General features: G+C 55.6%; 16 protein-coding genes. 12 read left to right on the top strand and 4 right to left on the bottom strand.

Annotated features, from left to right (window positions below; genetic code table 11):
• Positions 1–25 precede the first annotated feature (25 nt).
• The 7 genes from QLG21_RS02435 (at position 26) to mglC (ending at position 8,220) form a co-directional block, all read left to right on the top strand.
• Complete coding sequence (locus QLG21_RS02435) at positions 26–1,174, top strand: YbfB/YjiJ family MFS transporter (protein WP_102890471.1); 1,149 nt, start codon at positions 26–28, stop codon at positions 1,172–1,174.
• A gap of 103 nt (positions 1,175–1,277) precedes the next feature.
• Entirely contained in the window at positions 1,278–1,946 is a 669-nt protein-coding gene (gene folE, locus QLG21_RS02430) for a GTP cyclohydrolase I FolE (protein ID WP_042320272.1), read from the top strand.
• Positions 1,947–1,964: 18 nt separating this feature from the next.
• Entirely contained in the window at positions 1,965–3,122 is a 1,158-nt protein-coding gene (gene yeiB / locus QLG21_RS02425) for a DUF418 domain-containing protein YeiB (RefSeq protein ID WP_282483826.1), read from the top strand.
• A 155-nt stretch (positions 3,123–3,277) separates the two neighbouring features.
• Positions 3,278–4,300 carry an HTH-type transcriptional regulator GalS gene (gene galS / locus QLG21_RS02420; RefSeq protein WP_042320612.1) on the top strand — a complete coding sequence of 341 codons (1,023 nt, stop codon included), beginning with the start codon at positions 3,278–3,280 and terminating at the stop codon, positions 4,298–4,300.
• A 295-nt stretch (positions 4,301–4,595) separates the two neighbouring features.
• Positions 4,596–5,594 carry a galactose/glucose ABC transporter substrate-binding protein MglB gene (gene mglB, locus QLG21_RS02415; protein WP_282483825.1) on the top strand — a complete coding sequence of 333 codons (999 nt, stop codon included), beginning with the start codon at positions 4,596–4,598 and terminating at the stop codon, positions 5,592–5,594.
• Positions 5,595–5,673: 79 nt separating this feature from the next.
• Complete coding sequence (gene mglA, locus QLG21_RS02410; protein ID WP_042320270.1) at positions 5,674–7,194, top strand: galactose/methyl galactoside ABC transporter ATP-binding protein MglA; 1,521 nt, start codon at positions 5,674–5,676, stop codon at positions 7,192–7,194.
• 15 nt (positions 7,195–7,209) lie between these two features.
• Positions 7,210–8,220 (top strand): galactose/methyl galactoside ABC transporter permease MglC, encoded by a 1,011-nt coding sequence (mglC, locus tag QLG21_RS02405; RefSeq protein ID WP_006176417.1) that lies wholly within the window; start codon positions 7,210–7,212, stop codon positions 8,218–8,220.
• A gap of 105 nt (positions 8,221–8,325) precedes the next feature.
• Here mglC and sanA read toward each other — a convergent pair whose 3' ends face one another.
• The 4 genes from sanA to QLG21_RS02385 form a co-directional block, all read right to left on the bottom strand.
• Positions 8,326–9,039 (bottom strand): outer membrane permeability protein SanA, encoded by a 714-nt coding sequence (gene sanA / locus QLG21_RS02400; RefSeq protein WP_006176416.1) that lies wholly within the window; start codon positions 9,037–9,039, stop codon positions 8,326–8,328.
• A 127-nt stretch (positions 9,040–9,166) separates the two neighbouring features.
• Positions 9,167–10,051 (bottom strand): cytidine deaminase, encoded by an 885-nt coding sequence (gene cdd / locus QLG21_RS02395; RefSeq protein WP_058609827.1) that lies wholly within the window; start codon positions 10,049–10,051, stop codon positions 9,167–9,169.
• 129 nt (positions 10,052–10,180) lie between these two features.
• The gene (locus tag QLG21_RS02390; protein ID WP_058609826.1) at positions 10,181–10,876 is read right to left on the bottom strand and encodes a CidB/LrgB family autolysis modulator; all 696 of its coding nucleotides are present in this window, start codon (positions 10,874–10,876) and stop codon (positions 10,181–10,183) included.
• Positions 10,873–11,271, bottom strand: a complete 399-nt coding sequence (locus QLG21_RS02385; protein ID WP_006176413.1) for a CidA/LrgA family protein — start codon at positions 11,269–11,271, stop codon at positions 10,873–10,875. The genes QLG21_RS02390 and QLG21_RS02385 overlap by 4 nt, the downstream gene beginning before the upstream one ends.
• Before the next feature lie 201 nt (positions 11,272–11,472).
• Between QLG21_RS02385 and map the strand changes: the two genes are divergently transcribed.
• The 5 genes from map to bglF all read left to right on the top strand — a co-directional run bounded on the left by map (position 11,473) and on the right by bglF (position 17,895).
• Positions 11,473–12,252 carry a type I methionyl aminopeptidase gene (gene map, locus QLG21_RS02380; protein ID WP_006176412.1) on the top strand — a complete coding sequence of 260 codons (780 nt, stop codon included), beginning with the start codon at positions 11,473–11,475 and terminating at the stop codon, positions 12,250–12,252.
• Between the two features lie 66 nt (positions 12,253–12,318).
• Positions 12,319–13,251, top strand: a complete 933-nt coding sequence (dusC, locus tag QLG21_RS02375; protein ID WP_282483824.1) for a tRNA dihydrouridine(16) synthase DusC — start codon at positions 12,319–12,321, stop codon at positions 13,249–13,251.
• Between the two features lie 366 nt (positions 13,252–13,617).
• Positions 13,618–14,907 (top strand): carbohydrate porin, encoded by a 1,290-nt coding sequence (locus tag QLG21_RS02370; protein ID WP_227658179.1) that lies wholly within the window; start codon positions 13,618–13,620, stop codon positions 14,905–14,907.
• Positions 14,908–15,072: 165 nt separating this feature from the next.
• Positions 15,073–15,906 (top strand): transcriptional antiterminator BglG, encoded by an 834-nt coding sequence (gene bglG / locus QLG21_RS02365; RefSeq protein ID WP_282483823.1) that lies wholly within the window; start codon positions 15,073–15,075, stop codon positions 15,904–15,906.
• 135 nt (positions 15,907–16,041) lie between these two features.
• Positions 16,042–17,895 (top strand): PTS beta-glucoside transporter subunit IIABC, encoded by a 1,854-nt coding sequence (gene bglF, locus QLG21_RS02360; RefSeq protein ID WP_282483822.1) that lies wholly within the window; start codon positions 16,042–16,044, stop codon positions 17,893–17,895.
• Positions 17,896–17,902: the final 7 nt, after the last annotated feature.

Here is a 17,902-nt window from a genome sequence, read left to right as displayed (position 1 = left end):
CTTTTCTTTAACAACTGGAGTGATCATGGCGCTGCGTATCGCGCTCAGCGGATTTGTGGTTCTGGTGGTTGCCATGGGCATCGGGCGGTTTGCCTTTACGCCTCAGGTGCCGCTGATGATTGCCGCCGGGCAACTCACGCTGACCAGCGCGGGGCTGGTGGCGGCGATGAACTACCTGGGCTATCTGGTAGGGGCCTGGGATGCCATGCGCGCCCATCGCTTCGTGGAAACGCGTCTCTGGTTGGGCATGGCCGGCGCGGTTGCGCTGACGCTCCTTTCCGCCGCCGCGGATAATGCGCTCGTCCACGGACTGCTGCGCTTTGTCATCGGCTGCATGAGCGGCTGGTCAATGGTGCTGATTGCCGCCTGGACCAACGAGCGTCTGGGCCAGTTGGGTAAGCCGGGCCTGAGCGCGGCGGTCTTCGCCGGGCCGGGGGCGGGTATCGCCCTGAGCGGACTGCTGGCGGTCTATATTCAGGCGAAGGGGCTGTCGGCAGGGGCGGCCTGGCAAATCTATGGCGTGCTGGCGCTGGTGCTTATCGCGCTGGTGGCGCGGTATCTGCCGCGTGCGGGTCAGCTCCATCGACCCGGCACGGCGCCTGAGCCACTCACGTTGACCACGGATTTGAAACGGCTGGTCTGGAGCTACAGCCTGGCGGGATTCGGTTACATCCTGCCAGCGACCTTTCTCTCGCAAATGGCGGCCGTGCGATTCCCCGGCAGCGTCTTCGCGCAGTTTGTCTGGCCGCTGTTTGGTGCTGCCGCCGTGCTGGGCATTGCGCTCAGTATCGCCCTGCGTCATCTCTCCACCTCGAACCGCAGGCTGGCCATCGTCCTGTGGCTGCAGGGCGCAGGCGTGCTGGCGGCCTGGCTGTTACCCGGCCTCAGCGGACTACTGATGGGCGGATTGCTGGTGGGCGGCGGCTTCCTGTGTGCGGTTCAGCTTTCCTTACTCTATGGACGCGAGCTGGCGCCGAACCATACGCGCTATATGGCGGGGCTGCTGACCACCGGCTATGCAATCGGTCAATTGATTGGTCCGGTCACCTCCGCTATTTCCACCTGGCTGACCCATCAGCTGGAGCCAGCGTTGGGGCTGGCCGGGGTCGCCTTGTTCATTGGCGGCGCGCTGGTGTGGAACCGTCAGGCCGAAAGGCAGCGGCAATTGCAATAATTATCATCGTGAATACTGGATTATGTGCGTCACCTCACGCACAATGAGCGCACACTTTTGCCACAACGAGGGCAGAAGGAAGCCACACCTGCAGGAGAAAAAAATGTCATCACTCAGTAAAGAAGCTGCCCTGGTCCATGAAGCCCTGGTTGCGCGCGGTCTTGAAACGCCACTGCGCCCGCCGGTTCAGGAGCTGGATAATGAAACCCGCAAGCGTCTGATTTCCGGGCACATGACCGAGATCATGCAACTGCTGAATCTCGACCTGAGCGACGACAGTCTGATGGAAACGCCGCACCGCATTGCCAAGATGTATGTCGACGAGATTTTCTCCGGCCTCGATTACGCCAATTTCCCTAAAATCACCGTCATTGAAAATAAGATGAAGGTTGATGAAATGGTGACGGTGCGCGACATCACCCTGACCAGCACCTGCGAGCACCACTTCGTAACCATCGACGGCAAGGCGACCGTGGCGTACATCCCGAAAGACACGGTGATTGGTCTGTCCAAGATCAACCGCATCGTGCAGTTCTTCTCCCAGCGCCCGCAGGTGCAGGAGCGTCTGACGCAGCAGATCCTTACCGCGCTGCAGACTCTGCTGGGCACCAACAACGTGGCCGTCTCTATAGACGCGGTGCATTACTGCGTTAAGGCGCGCGGCGTACGTGACGCCACCAGCGCGACCACCACCACCTCGCTCGGAGGCCTGTTTAAATCCAGCCAGAATACCCGCCAGGAGTTTCTGCGCGCCGTACGTCACCACAACTAATCAGGCAGGGCAGGAACCATGGAGCGAAACGTCACGCTCGATTTTGTTCGCGGCGTCGCCATTCTCGGTATCCTGCTGCTCAATATTAACGCCTTCGGTTTGCCGAAGGCGGCCTACCTCAATCCGGCCTGGTATGGCGAGATCGCTCGCAGCGATGCCTGGACCTGGGCGGTGCTCGATCTCTTCGCCCAGGTCAAATTCCTGACGCTGTTTGCCCTGCTGTTTGGCGCGGGCCTTCAGCTGTTGCTCAGGCGCGGCACGCGCTGGATCCAGGCGCGCCTGACGCTGCTGGTTATACTCGGCTTTATCCATGGGCTGTTCTTTTGGGACGGCGATATTCTGCTGGCGTACGGGCTGGTGGGGCTAATCTGCTGGCGCTTGATTCGCGATGCGCCCAGCGTCAAAAGCCTGTTTAACACCGGCGTGATGCTGTACGTCATGGGGCTGGGCGTGCTGGTGCTGCTCGGTCTTATTTCGGGCGATTCAACCAACCGCGCGTGGATCCCGGACGCGGCTCACCTTCAGTACGAACAGTTCTGGAAGCTTAAAGGCGGCACCGAGGCGATAAGCAATCGCGCGGATATGCTGGGCGACAATCTCATTGCGCTGGGCGCACAGTACGGCTGGCAGCTGGCGGGAATGATGCTGATGGGCGCGTCGCTGATGCGCACCGGCTGGCTGAAAGGCGAATTCAGCCCAAGTCATTATCGTCTGACAGGGGCAGGGCTGGTGCTGCTTGGCCTGCTGATCAATCTCCCGGCGGTCGTGATGCAGTGGCATCTGGCGTGGAACTACCGCTGGTGTGCCTTCCTGCTTCAGGCTCCACGTGAGCTGAGCGCGCCGTTTCAGACCATCGGCTATGCGGCGCTGATCTACGGTTTCTGGCCACAGCTTAGCCGGCTGTGGATCGTCAGCGCCGTGGCCTGCGTAGGCCGCATGGCGCTCAGCAACTACCTCCTTCAGACGCTGATTTGCACCACGCTGTTCTATCGATTTGGCCTGTTTATGAAATCCGACCGGCTGACGCTCCTGGCGTTCGTTATTCCGGTCTGGGCCGTGAACCTGGCGTTTTCCGTTATCTGGCTGCGCTATTTCCGCCAGGGACCGCTGGAGTGGGTATGGCGTCAATTAACCGCACTTGCGTCGGGTGTATCATTGAGTAATACAACCAGATAACGATCTGGATCACAATCATTAACAAAACGGATGTAAGCGTTTTCATCTGTGTGACCTTCTTCACGTAGTCCCCTTCCGCTCGCTGCCAGAATAGCCTCCTTGCTAAACACAGGGGGTGTCTGTGAGTTGCTGCAATCCTTTGAAGGATGGTGAACATGATCACCATTCGTGACGTTGCCCGTCTGGCGGGCGTTTCCGTAGCGACCGTCTCTCGCGTGCTGAACAACAGCGCGCTGGTCAGCCCTGAAACGCGTGAAGCCGTTGTAAAAGCCGTCACCCAACTGGGGTACAGACCCAATGCCAATGCTCAGGCGCTCGCGACCCAGGTCAGCGACACCATTGGCGTGGTGGTGATGGATGTGTCAGATGCTTTTTTTGGTGCACTGGTCAAAGCGGTGGACGTTGTCGCGCAGCAGCATCAGAAGTACGTGCTGATTGGCAACAGCTATCACGAGGCGGAAAAAGAGCGCTATGCCATTGAGGTGCTGATCCGCCAGCGCTGTAACGCCTTAATCGTGCACTCAAAAGCGCTCAGCGATGAGGAGCTGGCCGGGTTTATGGAGCAGATCCCCGGCATGGTGCTGATCAACCGGATTGTCCCTGGCTATGCCCATCGCTGCGTCGGGCTGGATAACGTCAGCGGCGCAATGATGGCGACGCGGATGCTGATAAACAACGGCCATCAGCGCGTCGGTTACCTGGCTTCCAGCCATCACATTGAAGATGACGATATGCGCCGGGAAGGGTGGCAAAACGCGCTGAAAGAGCAGGGCATTGTCCCGCTGGATAGCTGGATCGGCACGGGTACGCCGGACATGCAGGGAGGCGAGGCCGCGATGGTCGAGCTGCTGGGACGTAATCTTCAGCTCTCTGCCGTCTTTGCCTATAACGACAGCATGGCGGCGGGGGCGCTGACCGCCCTGAAAGACAACGGTATTGCGGTGCCACAGCATTTATCGCTGATAGGATTTGATGATATTCCTATCGCGCGTTACACCGACCCGCAGCTGACAACGGTTCGCTACCCCATTGCCTCCATGGCAAAACTGGCGACGGAGCTGGCGTTACAGGGCGCAGCAGGCATGCTTGATGCGGGTGCAACCCACTGTTTCATGCCGACTTTAGTGCGTCGTCATTCGGTATCCATTCGGCAAATTGTGGCTCCGATCACTAACTGATTACACAGAGTGATGTAACCGTTTTCAATCTGTGAGTAAATTCACAGTATCTTAACAAGCCGCTGACTATGATGTCAGCGTTTTAGGGGCTGAAACGCTATGTAACGGTGATTATTCACTTTGACCATAGCAAACGTGCCGTAAACATCTAAAAAAACGCATTTCTGGAGCCTTACCGATCACGGAAGATAGAAAGTTTATCAGTGAACTTCGGCTGCCAGTAACGTTTATTTAACATCTGCCCGCCGACCGTTATTCGCAAGAACTACCCTGCATAAAAAAAACCGGAGATACCATGAATAAGAAGGTGTTGATTCTGTCTGCTGTAATGGCAAGCATGCTTTTTGGTGCAGCTGCACACGCTGCGGATACCCGTATTGGCGTGACCATTTATAAATACGACGACAACTTCATGTCTGTTGTGCGTAAAGCAATTGAAAAAGATGCTAAGGCAGCGCCAGATGTTCAGCTGCTGATGAATGATTCCCAGAACGACCAGTCCAAACAGAACGATCAGATTGACGTGCTGCTGGCAAAAGGCGTGAAAGCGCTGGCAATCAACCTGGTTGACCCGGCTGCAGCAGGCACGGTAATTGAGAAAGCACGCGGCCAGGACGTGCCAATCGTCTTCTTCAACAAAGAACCTTCCCGTAAAGCGCTGGACAGCTATGACAAAGCGTTTTACGTCGGTACTGACTCCAAAGAGTCCGGTATTATCCAGGGCGACCTGATTGCTAAACACTGGGCGGCAAACCCGAACTGGGATCTGAACAAAGACGGTCAGATTCAGTTCGTTCTGCTGAAAGGCGAACCGGGCCACCCGGATGCTGAAGCACGTACCACCTACGTTATCAAAGAGCTGAACGACAAAGGTCTGAAAACCCAGCAGCTGGCGTTAGATACCGCCATGTGGGACACCGCTCAGGCGAAAGATAAGATGGACGCGTGGCTCTCTGGTCCGAACGCCAACAAAATCGAAGTGGTTATCGCCAACAACGATGCGATGGCAATGGGCGCGGTAGAAGCGCTGAAAGCACACAACAAATCTTCCATCCCGGTGTTCGGCGTGGATGCTCTGCCAGAAGCGCTGGCGCTGGTGAAATCTGGCGCGATGGCCGGTACCGTGCTGAACGATGCCAACAACCAGGCGAAAGCCACCTTCGATCTGGCGAGAAACCTGGCCGACGGTAAAGGTGCCGCTGAGGGTACCAACTGGAAAATTGAAAACAAAATCGTTCGCGTACCTTACGTGGGCGTAGACCAGTCCAACCTGGCTGAGTTTATCGGTAAATAAGTGAGTTAACCTGTCTCCACTGGGCGCAATTCGTTGCGCCCATTTATAACGCGCTATGCGAGGCCAACAAGGTATAATTATGGTCAGCACAACTACTCAGTCGTCCGGTGAATACCTGTTGGAAATGAGCGGTATCAACAAGTCATTTCCCGGCGTAAAGGCACTCGATAACGTTAATTTAAAAGTGCGTCCTCACTCTATTCATGCCCTGATGGGGGAGAACGGTGCGGGTAAATCAACGTTATTAAAATGTCTTTTTGGGATCTATCAAAAAGATTCTGGCAGCATTCTTTTTCAGGGGAAAGAGATCGATTTCCATTCGGCGAAAGAGGCGCTGGAAAACGGTATCTCAATGGTTCACCAGGAACTGAACCTGGTACTGCAACGGTCGGTTATGGATAATATGTGGCTGGGCCGCTATCCCACCAAAGGTGTATTTGTCGATCAGGATAAAATGTATCGCGACACCAAAGCCATATTCGACGAGCTGGATATTGATATCGATCCGCGCGCCCGCGTGGGAACATTATCCGTTTCCCAGATGCAGATGATCGAAATTGCGAAAGCATTCTCCTATGACGCCAAAATCGTCATTATGGACGAACCCACATCTTCATTAACGGAAAAAGAGGTTAACCACCTTTTTACCATTATTCGTAAGTTGAAAGACCGCGGCTGCGGTATTGTCTATATCTCGCATAAGATGGAAGAGATCTTCCAGCTATGCGACGAAATTACCATCCTGCGCGACGGCCAGTGGATTGCCACCCAGCCGCTGGAAGGGCTGGACATGGACAAAATCATCGCCATGATGGTGGGCCGCTCCCTGAACCAGCGCTTCCCGGACAAAGAGAACACGCCGGGCGAAGTGATCCTTGAGGTGCGTAACCTCACCTCGCTGCGCCAGCCGTCGATTCGTGACGTGTCGTTCGATCTGCATAAAGGCGAAATTCTGGGGATCGCGGGCCTGGTCGGCGCCAAGCGCACCGATATTGTGGAAACGCTGTTTGGTATTCGCGAAAAATCCGGCGGCACTATTACGCTGCACGGCAAAAAAATTAATAACCACAACGCCAACGAAGCCATTAATCACGGCTTTGCGCTGGTGACGGAAGAGCGTCGCTCAACCGGCATTTATGCTTATCTGGATATTAATTTTAACTCGCTGATCTCCAATATCCGTAACTACAAAAGTAAAATCGGTCTGCTGGATAATTCCCGCATGAAAAGCGATACCCAGTGGGTTATTGACTCCATGCGCGTGAAAACGCCGGGCCACCGTACGCAAATCGGTTCGCTTTCCGGTGGTAACCAGCAGAAGGTGATTATTGGTCGTTGGTTATTGACTCAGCCAGAAATTCTGATGCTGGATGAACCCACCCGCGGTATCGATGTGGGTGCAAAGTTTGAGATTTATCAGCTGATCGCTGAACTGGCGAAAAAGAATAAAGGGATCATTATTATTTCTTCCGAAATGCCGGAATTGTTAGGGATCACAGATCGTATTCTGGTCATGAGCAATGGTCTCGTTGCCGGAATTGTTGACACCAAAACGACAACGCAAAACGAAATTTTACGTCTTGCGTCTTTGCACCTTTAAGATCAGGGGCTCCTCATGAGTGCGTTAAATAAAAAAAGTTTTCTCACTTACCTGAAAGAAGGCGGTATTTACGTTGTTCTTTTAGTCTTGCTGGCCATTATTATTTTCCAGGACCCTACGTTCTTAAGTCTGCTGAACTTGAGTAACATTCTGACCCAGTCTTCCGTGCGTATTATCATCGCGCTGGGCGTGGCGGGTCTTATCGTCACCCAGGGGACAGACCTGTCGGCAGGGCGTCAGGTGGGCCTGGCGGCGGTTATCGCGGCAACGCTGCTGCAGTCGATGGAAAACGCCAACAAGGTCTTCCCGGAAATGGCAACCATGCCGATTTTCGTGGTGATCCTGATTGTCTGCGCCATCGGGGCAATCATCGGCCTGATTAACGGTATCATCATCGCTTACCTGAACGTGACGCCGTTTATCACCACCCTGGGTACGATGATCATCGTTTACGGTATCAACTCCCTTTATTACGACTTTGTTGGCGCTTCCCCCATTTCGGGCTTCGACAGCGGCTTCTCAACCTTCACGCAAGGGTTTATTGCGATGGGCAGTTTCCGCCTGTCGTACATCACCTTCTATGCGCTGATTGCGGTGGCCTTCGTCTGGGTGCTGTGGAACAAAACGCGCTTCGGTAAGAACATCTTCGCCATCGGCGGGAACCCGGAAGCGGCGAAAGTTTCCGGCGTGAACGTGGCGCTGAACCTGCTGATGATCTATGCCCTGTCCGGCGTGTTCTACGCGTTTGGCGGGATGCTGGAAGCGGGGCGTATCGGCTCTGCCACCAATAACCTCGGCTTTATGTATGAGCTGGATGCGATTGCGGCCTGCGTGGTCGGCGGCGTCTCCTTCAGCGGCGGTGTCGGTACCGTCATCGGCGTGGTAACCGGTGTGATCATCTTCACCGTGATTAACTACGGTCTGACCTATATCGGCGTAAACCCTTACTGGCAGTACATTATCAAGGGCGCGATTATCATCTTCGCGGTAGCGCTGGACTCCCTGAAATACGCGCGTAAGAAATAAGAGAAGTGATGTGAAAAAGCCCGCTCATGTAGCGGGCTTTTTTTTACCGGGCCTACAAAATCGCGATGGCAGGTCGGGTAAGGCGAAGCCGCCACCCCACGGGGTTTAGCGTTTCTTCTGCAACTCCAGCAGCTGCTCCGGTCGTACTGCCGGGTATCCCTGCGCATCTTCCGGCACTTCATGCATGGTTGGGATGGGCACCAGCGGGCCTAAAAAGCGCGGTTCGCGTTTAAAAATGTAGAGGTCAGCCAGAGCACCGAAGCGAGCGCCAAACTCACGCACGCGCACGCTGAGCATATCTTTTGGCGACGGTACCGCGTAGCACTGGGCCTGAATGCCCATATGCAACGCGATAAACAGCGCACGCTCGCAGTGGAAGCGCTGGGTGATGATGATGAAGTCGTTGGTGTCGAAGACTTTGCGGGTGCGCACAATGGAGTCCAGCGTGCGGAAGCCGGCATAATCGAGCACGATATCTGCCGGGTCAACGCCGCCGGCAATCAGATCCTTACGCATCGTCACCGGTTCGTTATAGCTTTGCTGGGCGTTATCCCCGCTTAGCAGCAGGTAGTTCACCTTGCCGCTGTTATAGGCGTTCAGCGCGCCCTGAATACGGTAACGGTAATACTGGTTAATGACCCCGGTGCGATAGTACTTGGCTGTGCCCAGCACCACGCCGACCTGGCGATAGGGGAGATCCTGCAAATCGTCAAAGATGTAGGGGGCGGTTTTCCAGCTCATCCAGCGGTCAAGGCCAAGCACGACCAACAGCAGTATGCCGACCAGGACAGACAGGCTGTAAAAAACGCGCTTTAACATGAAGATGGCTCGTACCGAAGGTGAAATTTAACTCAGGCTACTTTACCCGCCTGGTTAGCGCAAGAAACGGTGAATCAACTGAGGGGTTTTTCAGCAAACGGGCGGGCATTTCTGCCCGCCGTCAACATTACGCCAACAGTACGCGGTCGATTGTCGAGCAGCCGAGCGCCTTCAGGGTGGCGGCGGTAGCGTCCCACTGGACCAGCGGTGCATCGGCTTTTTCTGCGAGGATCGCGCGCTGGATGTCCGGGTAGTCGTAGCCGTTGAGGCTCAGAAGGTTGAGCGCGCCCTGTAACGGCGGCAGCGTCGGGTTAAATGCGGCGTTCTCTGCGTAGCTGCCGGTGAAGATGCGCCCGTCACGACACTGAAGCGCCACGCCGCTTGGCGATGTGCTGTAAGGGGTGTGGCTCATGTTAGCAGCGGCAATCGCCGCTTCGCTCAGCTCATCACCGGAGAGGGCGAAACCGTGGTTCTGCGCGTCCATCAGCAGCGTTTTGATCTCCAGATCTTTCGGGCCAAACGCATCTGGCAGGTAATCGCCCAGCGTATGCGGCTCACGGCCCGGCAGATTGATGCGCAGCTCAAGCCCGCTGTTCAGCTCGTTCATAAACTGACGGCAGTGGCCGCAGGGGGTGTAGTTAACGGTGATCGCGCGCAGCCCCTTTTCACCGCGCAGCCAGGCGTGGCTGATGGCGCTCTGTTCAGCGTGAACGGTTTGCTGCATGGTGGCCCCGAGGAACTCCATGTTCCCGCCGAAGTACCAGACGCCGCTGACGCCGCGCGCGATGGCGCCAACGTTGAAGTGGGAGAGATCGGCGCGGGCACAGGCGGCAGCCAGTGGCAGCAGTGCAAAAGCCAGTTCGTCTTCGTCCAGTCCCGTGGCTTGTTTAAGCGTCGTGACCTGCTCCGCGGTCAGCAGGGCGGGGAAATGCGTATCCGCCAGAACCGGGGCCAGGGCTGATTGCAAATTCTCCGCAAGCTGGGCGAAAGCTGTTTGAAAACGTGGGTGCATGGCGTTGCCTCATCAAGGTTAATGGATCGGTAGTGTACGGAGCCGATGGGCCTTAATATGTGATCCACTTCTCATAATGTATGCAACTTATGAAATCAAAATGAAATTTGCGCGACGCATCGCAAAATTTTAGCCCACCACGGCCAGGATCACCGGGAAGAGGAACGGGGCAATCAGCGAGGTCATGATCCCGCAGATGACCAGCGCCAGGGAGCTGAATGCGCCCTCCTGATAATCCATCTCGGCACAGCGCGCGGTACCCAGCGCGTGTGAGGCGGTACCCATCGCCAGACCCCGCGCGGCTTTAGTATGAATTTTCATCACATTAAGCAGGGTGTGGCCAAACACCGCCCCCAGGATACCCACGAAGATCACGCACATGGCACTGATGGCCGGGATCCCACCGATGCTGCCGCCCACGGCCATGGCAATCGGCGTGGTGACGGATTTAGGCATAATGGAGGCGGCAATCTCGGGCGATGCGCCCATCAGCAGTGCCACCGATGTGCCGGTGATCATCGCCACCAGGCTGCCCAAAAAACAGATGGTAATGATGGATTTCCAGCGGGCGCGGATCTGGTGCAGCTGTTCATATAAAGGAAACGCCAGCGCCACGACGGCAGGCTGCAGCAAATCGTTTAATATTTTGCTCCCGGCAAAGTAGCGTTCGTAAGGAATGCCGGTGAGCATCAGGAAAGGAATAATCACCACCATCGCTACCAGCAGCGGGTTAAGCAGCGGCATCTTAAAACGTGCGGCCAGTTTACGGGCGGCGAAGAAGACCACTAGGGTTAACGGCAGCGACCACCAGATATTGGCTATCATTGTTTGGTTCCTTTTTGCCCGACCACTTTACGTTCGCCGTGTACCAGATGCGAACTCCAGCTCACCACCAGTAATACCACCAGCGTACTGACCGCGCAGGAGACCACAATCGGGCCGAACTGCGCTTTGAGCAAATCGAAATACTGCATCACCCCCACGCCGATAGGCACGAACAGCAGCGCCATATAGCGGATAAGGACGAAGCAACCGGGGTTGACCCACTTCGCGGGCAGCACCTGCAGCGCCAGCAGCACAAACAGGATCAGCATGCCGATAATGCTGCCGGGGATCGTAATGGGCAGCAGCGAGGCGATAAAGATCCCGGCATAGAGACAGGCGTAAATCAGGACGAATGCGCGCAGATATTGCCAGACAGTATTCAATGATTTGCTCATGGTAAAAGTCCTTGAAGAAACGCATTCATCATACAATTAAACCCAGAAGTGTGCCACGGATCACATCATGAAATTTGAGAATACCAGACATTCCGAAAGGGAACGTTGGGCATTTCACCAAATGGACAGCAGCCCGTTTGCATGCCAGTATTAGTTTCATTTATGAATCAAACGATTAACAGGCTGCGCAGGAGACGATCTATGCCGTCAATCATCATTAAAACCGCCGATGAGCTCGTCAGACAGCGCCACGCCGGGGAACTGTTAGCCTCCGTCTTTACCATGTTAGACGGATTTATCGCGCCCGGCGTGACCACCATGGCGATAAACAACCGTGTTGAGGCGTTTATCGTCGATACGCTTCAGGCCCGCCCGGCCAGTAAAGGGCAGTATGATTTCCCGTATGTGCTTAACACCTCCGTCAACGAGGTGGTCTGCCACGGCATTCCTAAAGAATCTGAACATCTGAAGTCCGGTTCAATTGTGAACGTTGATATCACCCTCGAAAAAGAGGGCCTGATTGCCGATTCCAGCAAAATGTATCTGATTGGCGATGTTTCACCGCTGGCGCGTCGGCTGGTGAAAAAAACCTACGAAGCGATGTGGAAAGGGATCAAGGCGGTGAAGCCCGGCGCGACGCTCGGGGATATCGGCCACGCTATTCAGTCGCACGTTGAAAGCAACGGCTACAGCGTGGTGCGTGAGTACTGCGGCCACGGTATCGGCAAAGAGATGCACGAGGAGCCGCAGGTGCTGCATTACGGCAAACCGGGCGAAGGTGCGGTGCTGAAAGAGGGGATGGTGTTTACTATCGAGCCGATGGTCAACCAGGGTGACAGCCGCATCAAGACTAAAAAAGATGGCTGGACGGTGGTGACGCGCGATAAAAAATTGTCGGCGCAGTGGGAGCATACCATTGCGGTTACCGCAGACGGATTTGAGGTGCTCACCCTGCGTCCTGAAGAAACGATCCCGGATTAACCTCCGGGCTTCCCACTGACCCTGCGAGCAGATACCATAGCGCGTCTTTTTTCACAGGTACTCTGCATGCGTGTTTTACTGGCCCCAATGGAAGGCGTGCTCGATTCTCTCGTGCGCGAACTTCTGACCGAGGTGAACGATTACGATCTCTGTGTGACGGAGTTTTTACGCGTGGTCGATATGCTGTTGCCGGTAAAATCTTTTCACCGACTCTGCCCTGAGCTGCACAACCAGAGCAGGACCTCCTCCGGCACGCTGGTGCGCATCCAGCTGTTGGGCCAGTATCCCGAATGGCTGGCAGAAAACGCCGCTCGCGCCGTTGAGCTGGGCTCTTACGGCGTCGATCTCAACTGTGGCTGCCCGTCGAAAATGGTCAATGGCAGCGGCGGCGGGGCGACGCTGTTAAAAGATCCTGAGCTTATCTATCGCGGCGCAAAAGCCATGCGTGAAGCCGTGCCGTCGCATCTGCCGGTAACGGTTAAAGTGCGCCTGGGCTGGGACAGCGGCGCGCGCCAGTTTGAAATCGCCGATGCGGTACAGCAGGCTGGGGCAACCGAGCTGGTGGTGCATGGCCGTACCAAAGAGGATGGCTACAAAGCGGAGCGCATCAACTGGCAGGCCATCGGTGAGATCCGCCAGCGGCTCACCATACCGGTTATCGCTAACGGTGAAATCTGGGATTACGAGAGCGCCCAGGCCTGCCTGAAAGAGACGGGCTGTGACGCGGTGATGATTGGCCGTGGAGCGCTGAACGTGCCCAACCTTAGCCGGGTGGTGAAATATAACGCGCCACGGATGCCCTGGGCCGACGTCGTGGCGCTGCTGCAAAAATACAGCCGCCTGGAAAAGCAGGGTGACACCGGTTTATATCACGTCGCACGCATCAAACAGTGGCTTAGCTATTTGCGTAAAGAATACGACGAGGCACTGGGATTATTTCAGGAGATCCGTACGCTGCAAACGTCGGCGGATATCGCGCGGATAATTCAGTCAAAATAATAAGCGTTAATTTGCTCACAATTTTTTAAATAAGAAAACATCGAAGGTTTGCAACGTGGCGCGACGGTGTTAAGGTGCCACTGTTTTCAACGCAGGATTGTTACTGGTTAACAGGCAAAACCTAAGCGTTCCGCAGCATACGCCGCTGTGGAACGCTTAGGTTTTTTTTTGCCTGTCATTTACGCAGGAGAAAAACCTGGCTTAACGCTATTCAAAGAAATTAATAAACAGATCGCGACAGGAAATTAAAAAATTTCCTGCGACCGGTTACGCACTAATACTCTTTCACAGGTGGTTATGATGGAATATAAAATTATTCCCTGTAAGCTGTGCGCGCTCGCCATATTGACGTTTTCCTCGTTGTCGATGGCGCAGGAATGGAACGGAACCGTATTAGGCTTCGAGGCCCCACCGGATCCGATTCTCGGTGACATGCTCGGAATACGAACGATCCTTAACGATAACGGGTTTACCTATAATCTCGGTTATCTGAATGAAATTGCCTCGAACGGCGGGGGTGGCTACAACCATGATACCCATGTGGCCTATATCGATCAGTTTGCGCTGACCTTCAACCAGGACCTGGCGCGATGGACCGGCATACCGGACGCGCGGATCGAAGGCAATATCGTTAACCGCAACCACAATGACGATCTCACCACTAAACGCCTGCAGGACCCGCGGGTAAACTTTAACGATCTGACCCAGGAAAGCTGGGGTGGACAGTCGATTACGCGCCTGGGCTGGCTGACCTTCGCCAGAAGCTTTGACGATCGGCGTCTTACCTGGCGGGTGGGGATGATGAACAAGGTACAGACCTTCGATCAGATTATCCCGTGTGACTTCCAGATGCTTTCCCAGTGCGGCGGAAAATCGGCCAACTCGCTCACCTGGAACAACTGGAACGTGCATACATGGGGCACCACGCTGGAGTATAAAGTGACGCCTACCGTCACGTTGAAAGGCGGCGTGATGGAGCAAAATCCCAATGCCGCAAGCCGCAGTCACGCCTGGAGTTGGTCAACGAAGGGCAGTAAAGGAGTATTACTGCCGGTCGAGATCGACGCCCGTCCGCTGATTAACGGTCTGCCGGGCGCGTACAATTTGGGCGTGGTGTTTACCAATGCATCGCAAACCGATCTTTATCGCGGGAAATCCGGCGGGGCGGGTGCGACCGACCCGGACGGATATGATCATCACAACCGGACGTGGTTTATGTACGCCGGTCTGAACCAGCAGCTCACGCAGCATCACGACGATCCAAACCGCGGGTTAAGTACCTCTGTCAGCATGAGCCTGGCCGATCAACGCAGCAACTATATGCATCAGGTCTATGCCGCCTCGCTGCGCTATCGTGGGCTGTTTGATGCCCGTCCGGAAGACTGGATAGGCTTTGGTTTGACCTGGATAGACATGAGCAATCAGTACGCGCGTAACCAGCGTGAGATGAATGCCCTGAACGGCGTCGCAGACTATAACGACCCGGCGTATCATCCGGTCCCCGGCCATTCCCTCAACGGTGAGTTTTACTATCGTTTCCGTCCCGTTGCCTGGCTTGAGCTTCAGCCGGGTATTCAGTACTGGCACCATCCGGGCGGCGTTTCACGTACTCAGGATGCATGGGTCACCGAGCTCAAAACCGTGGTGACCTTCTGATATCGCCCTGACAAGCACGATCTGCATCACGTTTTTACGCGTGACAGATTGAGGCTACGAATGAAACTGATAGAGTGCCAGAACTGGATTGTTACTGCTTAGGCAGGCAAAACCTGATTTTCTGGCTTCTGCCGGAGGTCAGGTTTTTTTGTTTCTGGGGTTCCGATGAAAATCGCCAAGATTCTGAATAATAATGTGGTGGTTGTTCTGGATGAGCGCGGGCGCGAACAGGTGGTGATGGGGCGCGGGCTGGCCTTTCAGAAGCGCATGGGTGACGCGCTGGATACCGCGCTGATTGAAAAAGTCTTTGCTCTGCAAAGCGACGAGCTGGTACGGCGTTTGGGTGAGTTGCTGAACCAGATCCCGCTGGAAGTTATGACCACCTGCGATCGCATCATTGGGCTGGCGGCGCAGCGGCTGGGCAAATTGCAGGACAGTTTGTATATCACCCTGACGGACCACTGCTTCTTTGCAATTGAGCGTCAGAAAAAAGGGCTGGCAATCAAAAACGTGCTGCTGTGGGACATCAGGCGGCTGTATCCAAAGGAGTTCGAACTGGGGCAGGAGGCAAGGGCCATTATTGCCAAACGCCTTAACGTTGAGCTGGTGGAGGATGAGGCCGGGTTTATCGCCCTGCACCTGGTCACCGCGCAGCTGAACAGTGAAATGCCGGAAGTGATGCACGTCACCCGGGTCATGCAGGAGATCCTGCAACTGGTTAAATACCAGCTGCAACTGGAGTATGACGAGGAGTCGTTGAGCTATCAGCGCTTTGTCACCCATCTGAAATTTTTTGCCCAGCGGATGCTGACCCGCACCGTGGTGCAAGATGATGACGTTACGCTGCATACGGCGGTGAAGGACAACTACGCGAAAGCGTGGAAATGCGCCGAGAAAATCGCCCAGCATCTGAACAAAAGCTATCAGCGAGCGCTGACAACCGAAGAAATTATGTTCCTCGCTATTCACATTGAGCGGGTGAGAAAAGAGGGGCGTTAAGCCTCAACGCTGGATTGTTACTGCATCATGCAGGCAAAACCTGAGTGCGGCCTTCGACAGGAGGACGCCTCGGGTTTTTTTATTTTTATACTCAGTCAACAGGTGCCTGCGGGCATCGGATGTAAGGAAATTGCGATGGAATACCAGGCATTAGCAAAGGATATTCTCAGCCACGTTGGCGGAAAAGAGAACATCGTCAGTCTTGTTCACTGCGCTACCCGGCTTCGCTTCAAACTGAAAGATAATCAAAAAGCGGATGCCGACGGGCTGAAGAAAAATCCGGGCGTCATTATGGTGGTTGAAAGCGGCGGACAGTTTCAGGTGGTGATTGGCAATCACGTTCACGCCGTCTGGCAGGCGGTGCGCGATGCCGCAGGGCTAACGGATGTTGCCCCCGTGGTGGACGACAAGGGTGATAAAGGTCATTTACTGGGGCGCCTGATAGATATCGTCTCTGGCATTTTCACCCCTTTTATCGGCATTCTGGCGGCCTCCGGTATCCTGAAAGGACTGCTGGCGCTGGCGCTGGTGTGTGGCTGGCTCAGTGTGGAAAGCGGGACCTATAAAATCTGGTTCGCCGCGAGCGACGCGCTGTTCTTCTTCTTCCCGCTGGTGCTGGGCTACACCGCCGGGAAAAAGTTTGGCGGCAACCCGTTTATCACCATGGTGATCGGCGGGGCGCTGACCCATCCGATGATGATTGCCGCATTTGACGCCAGCCAGCAGCCGGGCGCGGTTGCCCAGACGTTTCTCGGCCTTCCGGTCACCTGGTTTAACTACAGTTCGTCGGTGATCCCCATTATTCTCGCGGCGTGGGTAAGCTGCTGGCTGGAAAAGCGGAGCACCGCGCTTCTGCCTCCGTCGATGAAAAACTTTTTTGCGCCGCTGATCTGTTTAGCCGTCACCGTACCGCTGACGTTTCTGGTGATCGGCCCTCTCGCCACCTGGCTGAGCCAGCTGCTGGCGAACGCTTATCAGTGGATCTATGTGCTGGCTCCGTGGCTGGCGGGCGCGGCAATGGGCGCGTTGTGGCAGGTTTGCGTGATTTTCGGCCTGCACTGGGGGCTGGTGCCGCTGATGATCAATAACCTGGCGGTGCTGGGCCATGACTCGATGCTACCAATGCTGCTTCCCGCCGTCTTTGGTCAGGTGGGCGCGGCGCTGGGGATCTTCCTGCGTACCCGCGATGCGCGCCAGAAAATGCTGGCCGGCTCCTCCGTCACGGCAGGGATTTTTGGGATCACCGAACCGGCTGTGTATGGCCTTAACCTGCCGCTGCGCCGCCCGTTTATCTTTGGCTGCGTGGCGGGTGCGATCGGCGGGGCGATTGTCGGCTTTAGCGATACGCACGTCTACTCCTTTGGCTTTGCCAATATCTTTACCATCGCACAAATGATCCCTCCGGGCGGCGTAAACGCCACGCTGTGGGGCGGCATTATCGGCACGGTGGTCGCCCTGGTGCTGAGCTGTGGCCTGACGCTGGTGGCGGGCATGCCGGGGCACACTACCTCAGAGGTCGCGGCGTCAGCGGGTGAAAACGAGGTGCTCTCTCCGATGACCGGCACCGTGCTGGCGCTTGATCAGGTGCCGGATACGACCTTTGCCAGCGGCCTGCTGGGCAGCGGTGTGGCAATTATTCCCGCCACTAATCAGGTCGTTGCGCCGTTTGCCGGCGAGGTGGCCTCTCTCTTTCAGACTAAACATGCTATCGGCCTGCTCAGCAAAAGCGGTATTGAGGTGTTGATCCACGTCGGGATCGACACCGTGAAGCTCGACGGCAGACCGTTCACCGCCCATGTGAAGGTGGGCGACAGCGTGCAGCCGGGCGACCTGCTGCTGGAATTTGACCGTCAGGCGATTATTGACGCCGGATATGACCTGACGACCCCGATTATTATCAGTAACAGCGATGAGTATCGCGACGTGGTGACCGTGGCGGCAACGTCCGTAACCGCCGGTGCGCCATTGCTCAGCGTAAGCCATCAATAACAGGAGA

The sequence above is a fragment of the Enterobacter sp. V87_3 genome (genome assembly GCF_029967835.1).
GTDB lineage: Bacteria > Pseudomonadota > Gammaproteobacteria > Enterobacterales > Enterobacteriaceae > Enterobacter > Enterobacter cancerogenus.
Note: the sequence above shows the minus strand (reverse complement) of the source record. Positions and strands in the feature narration are given on the sequence as shown.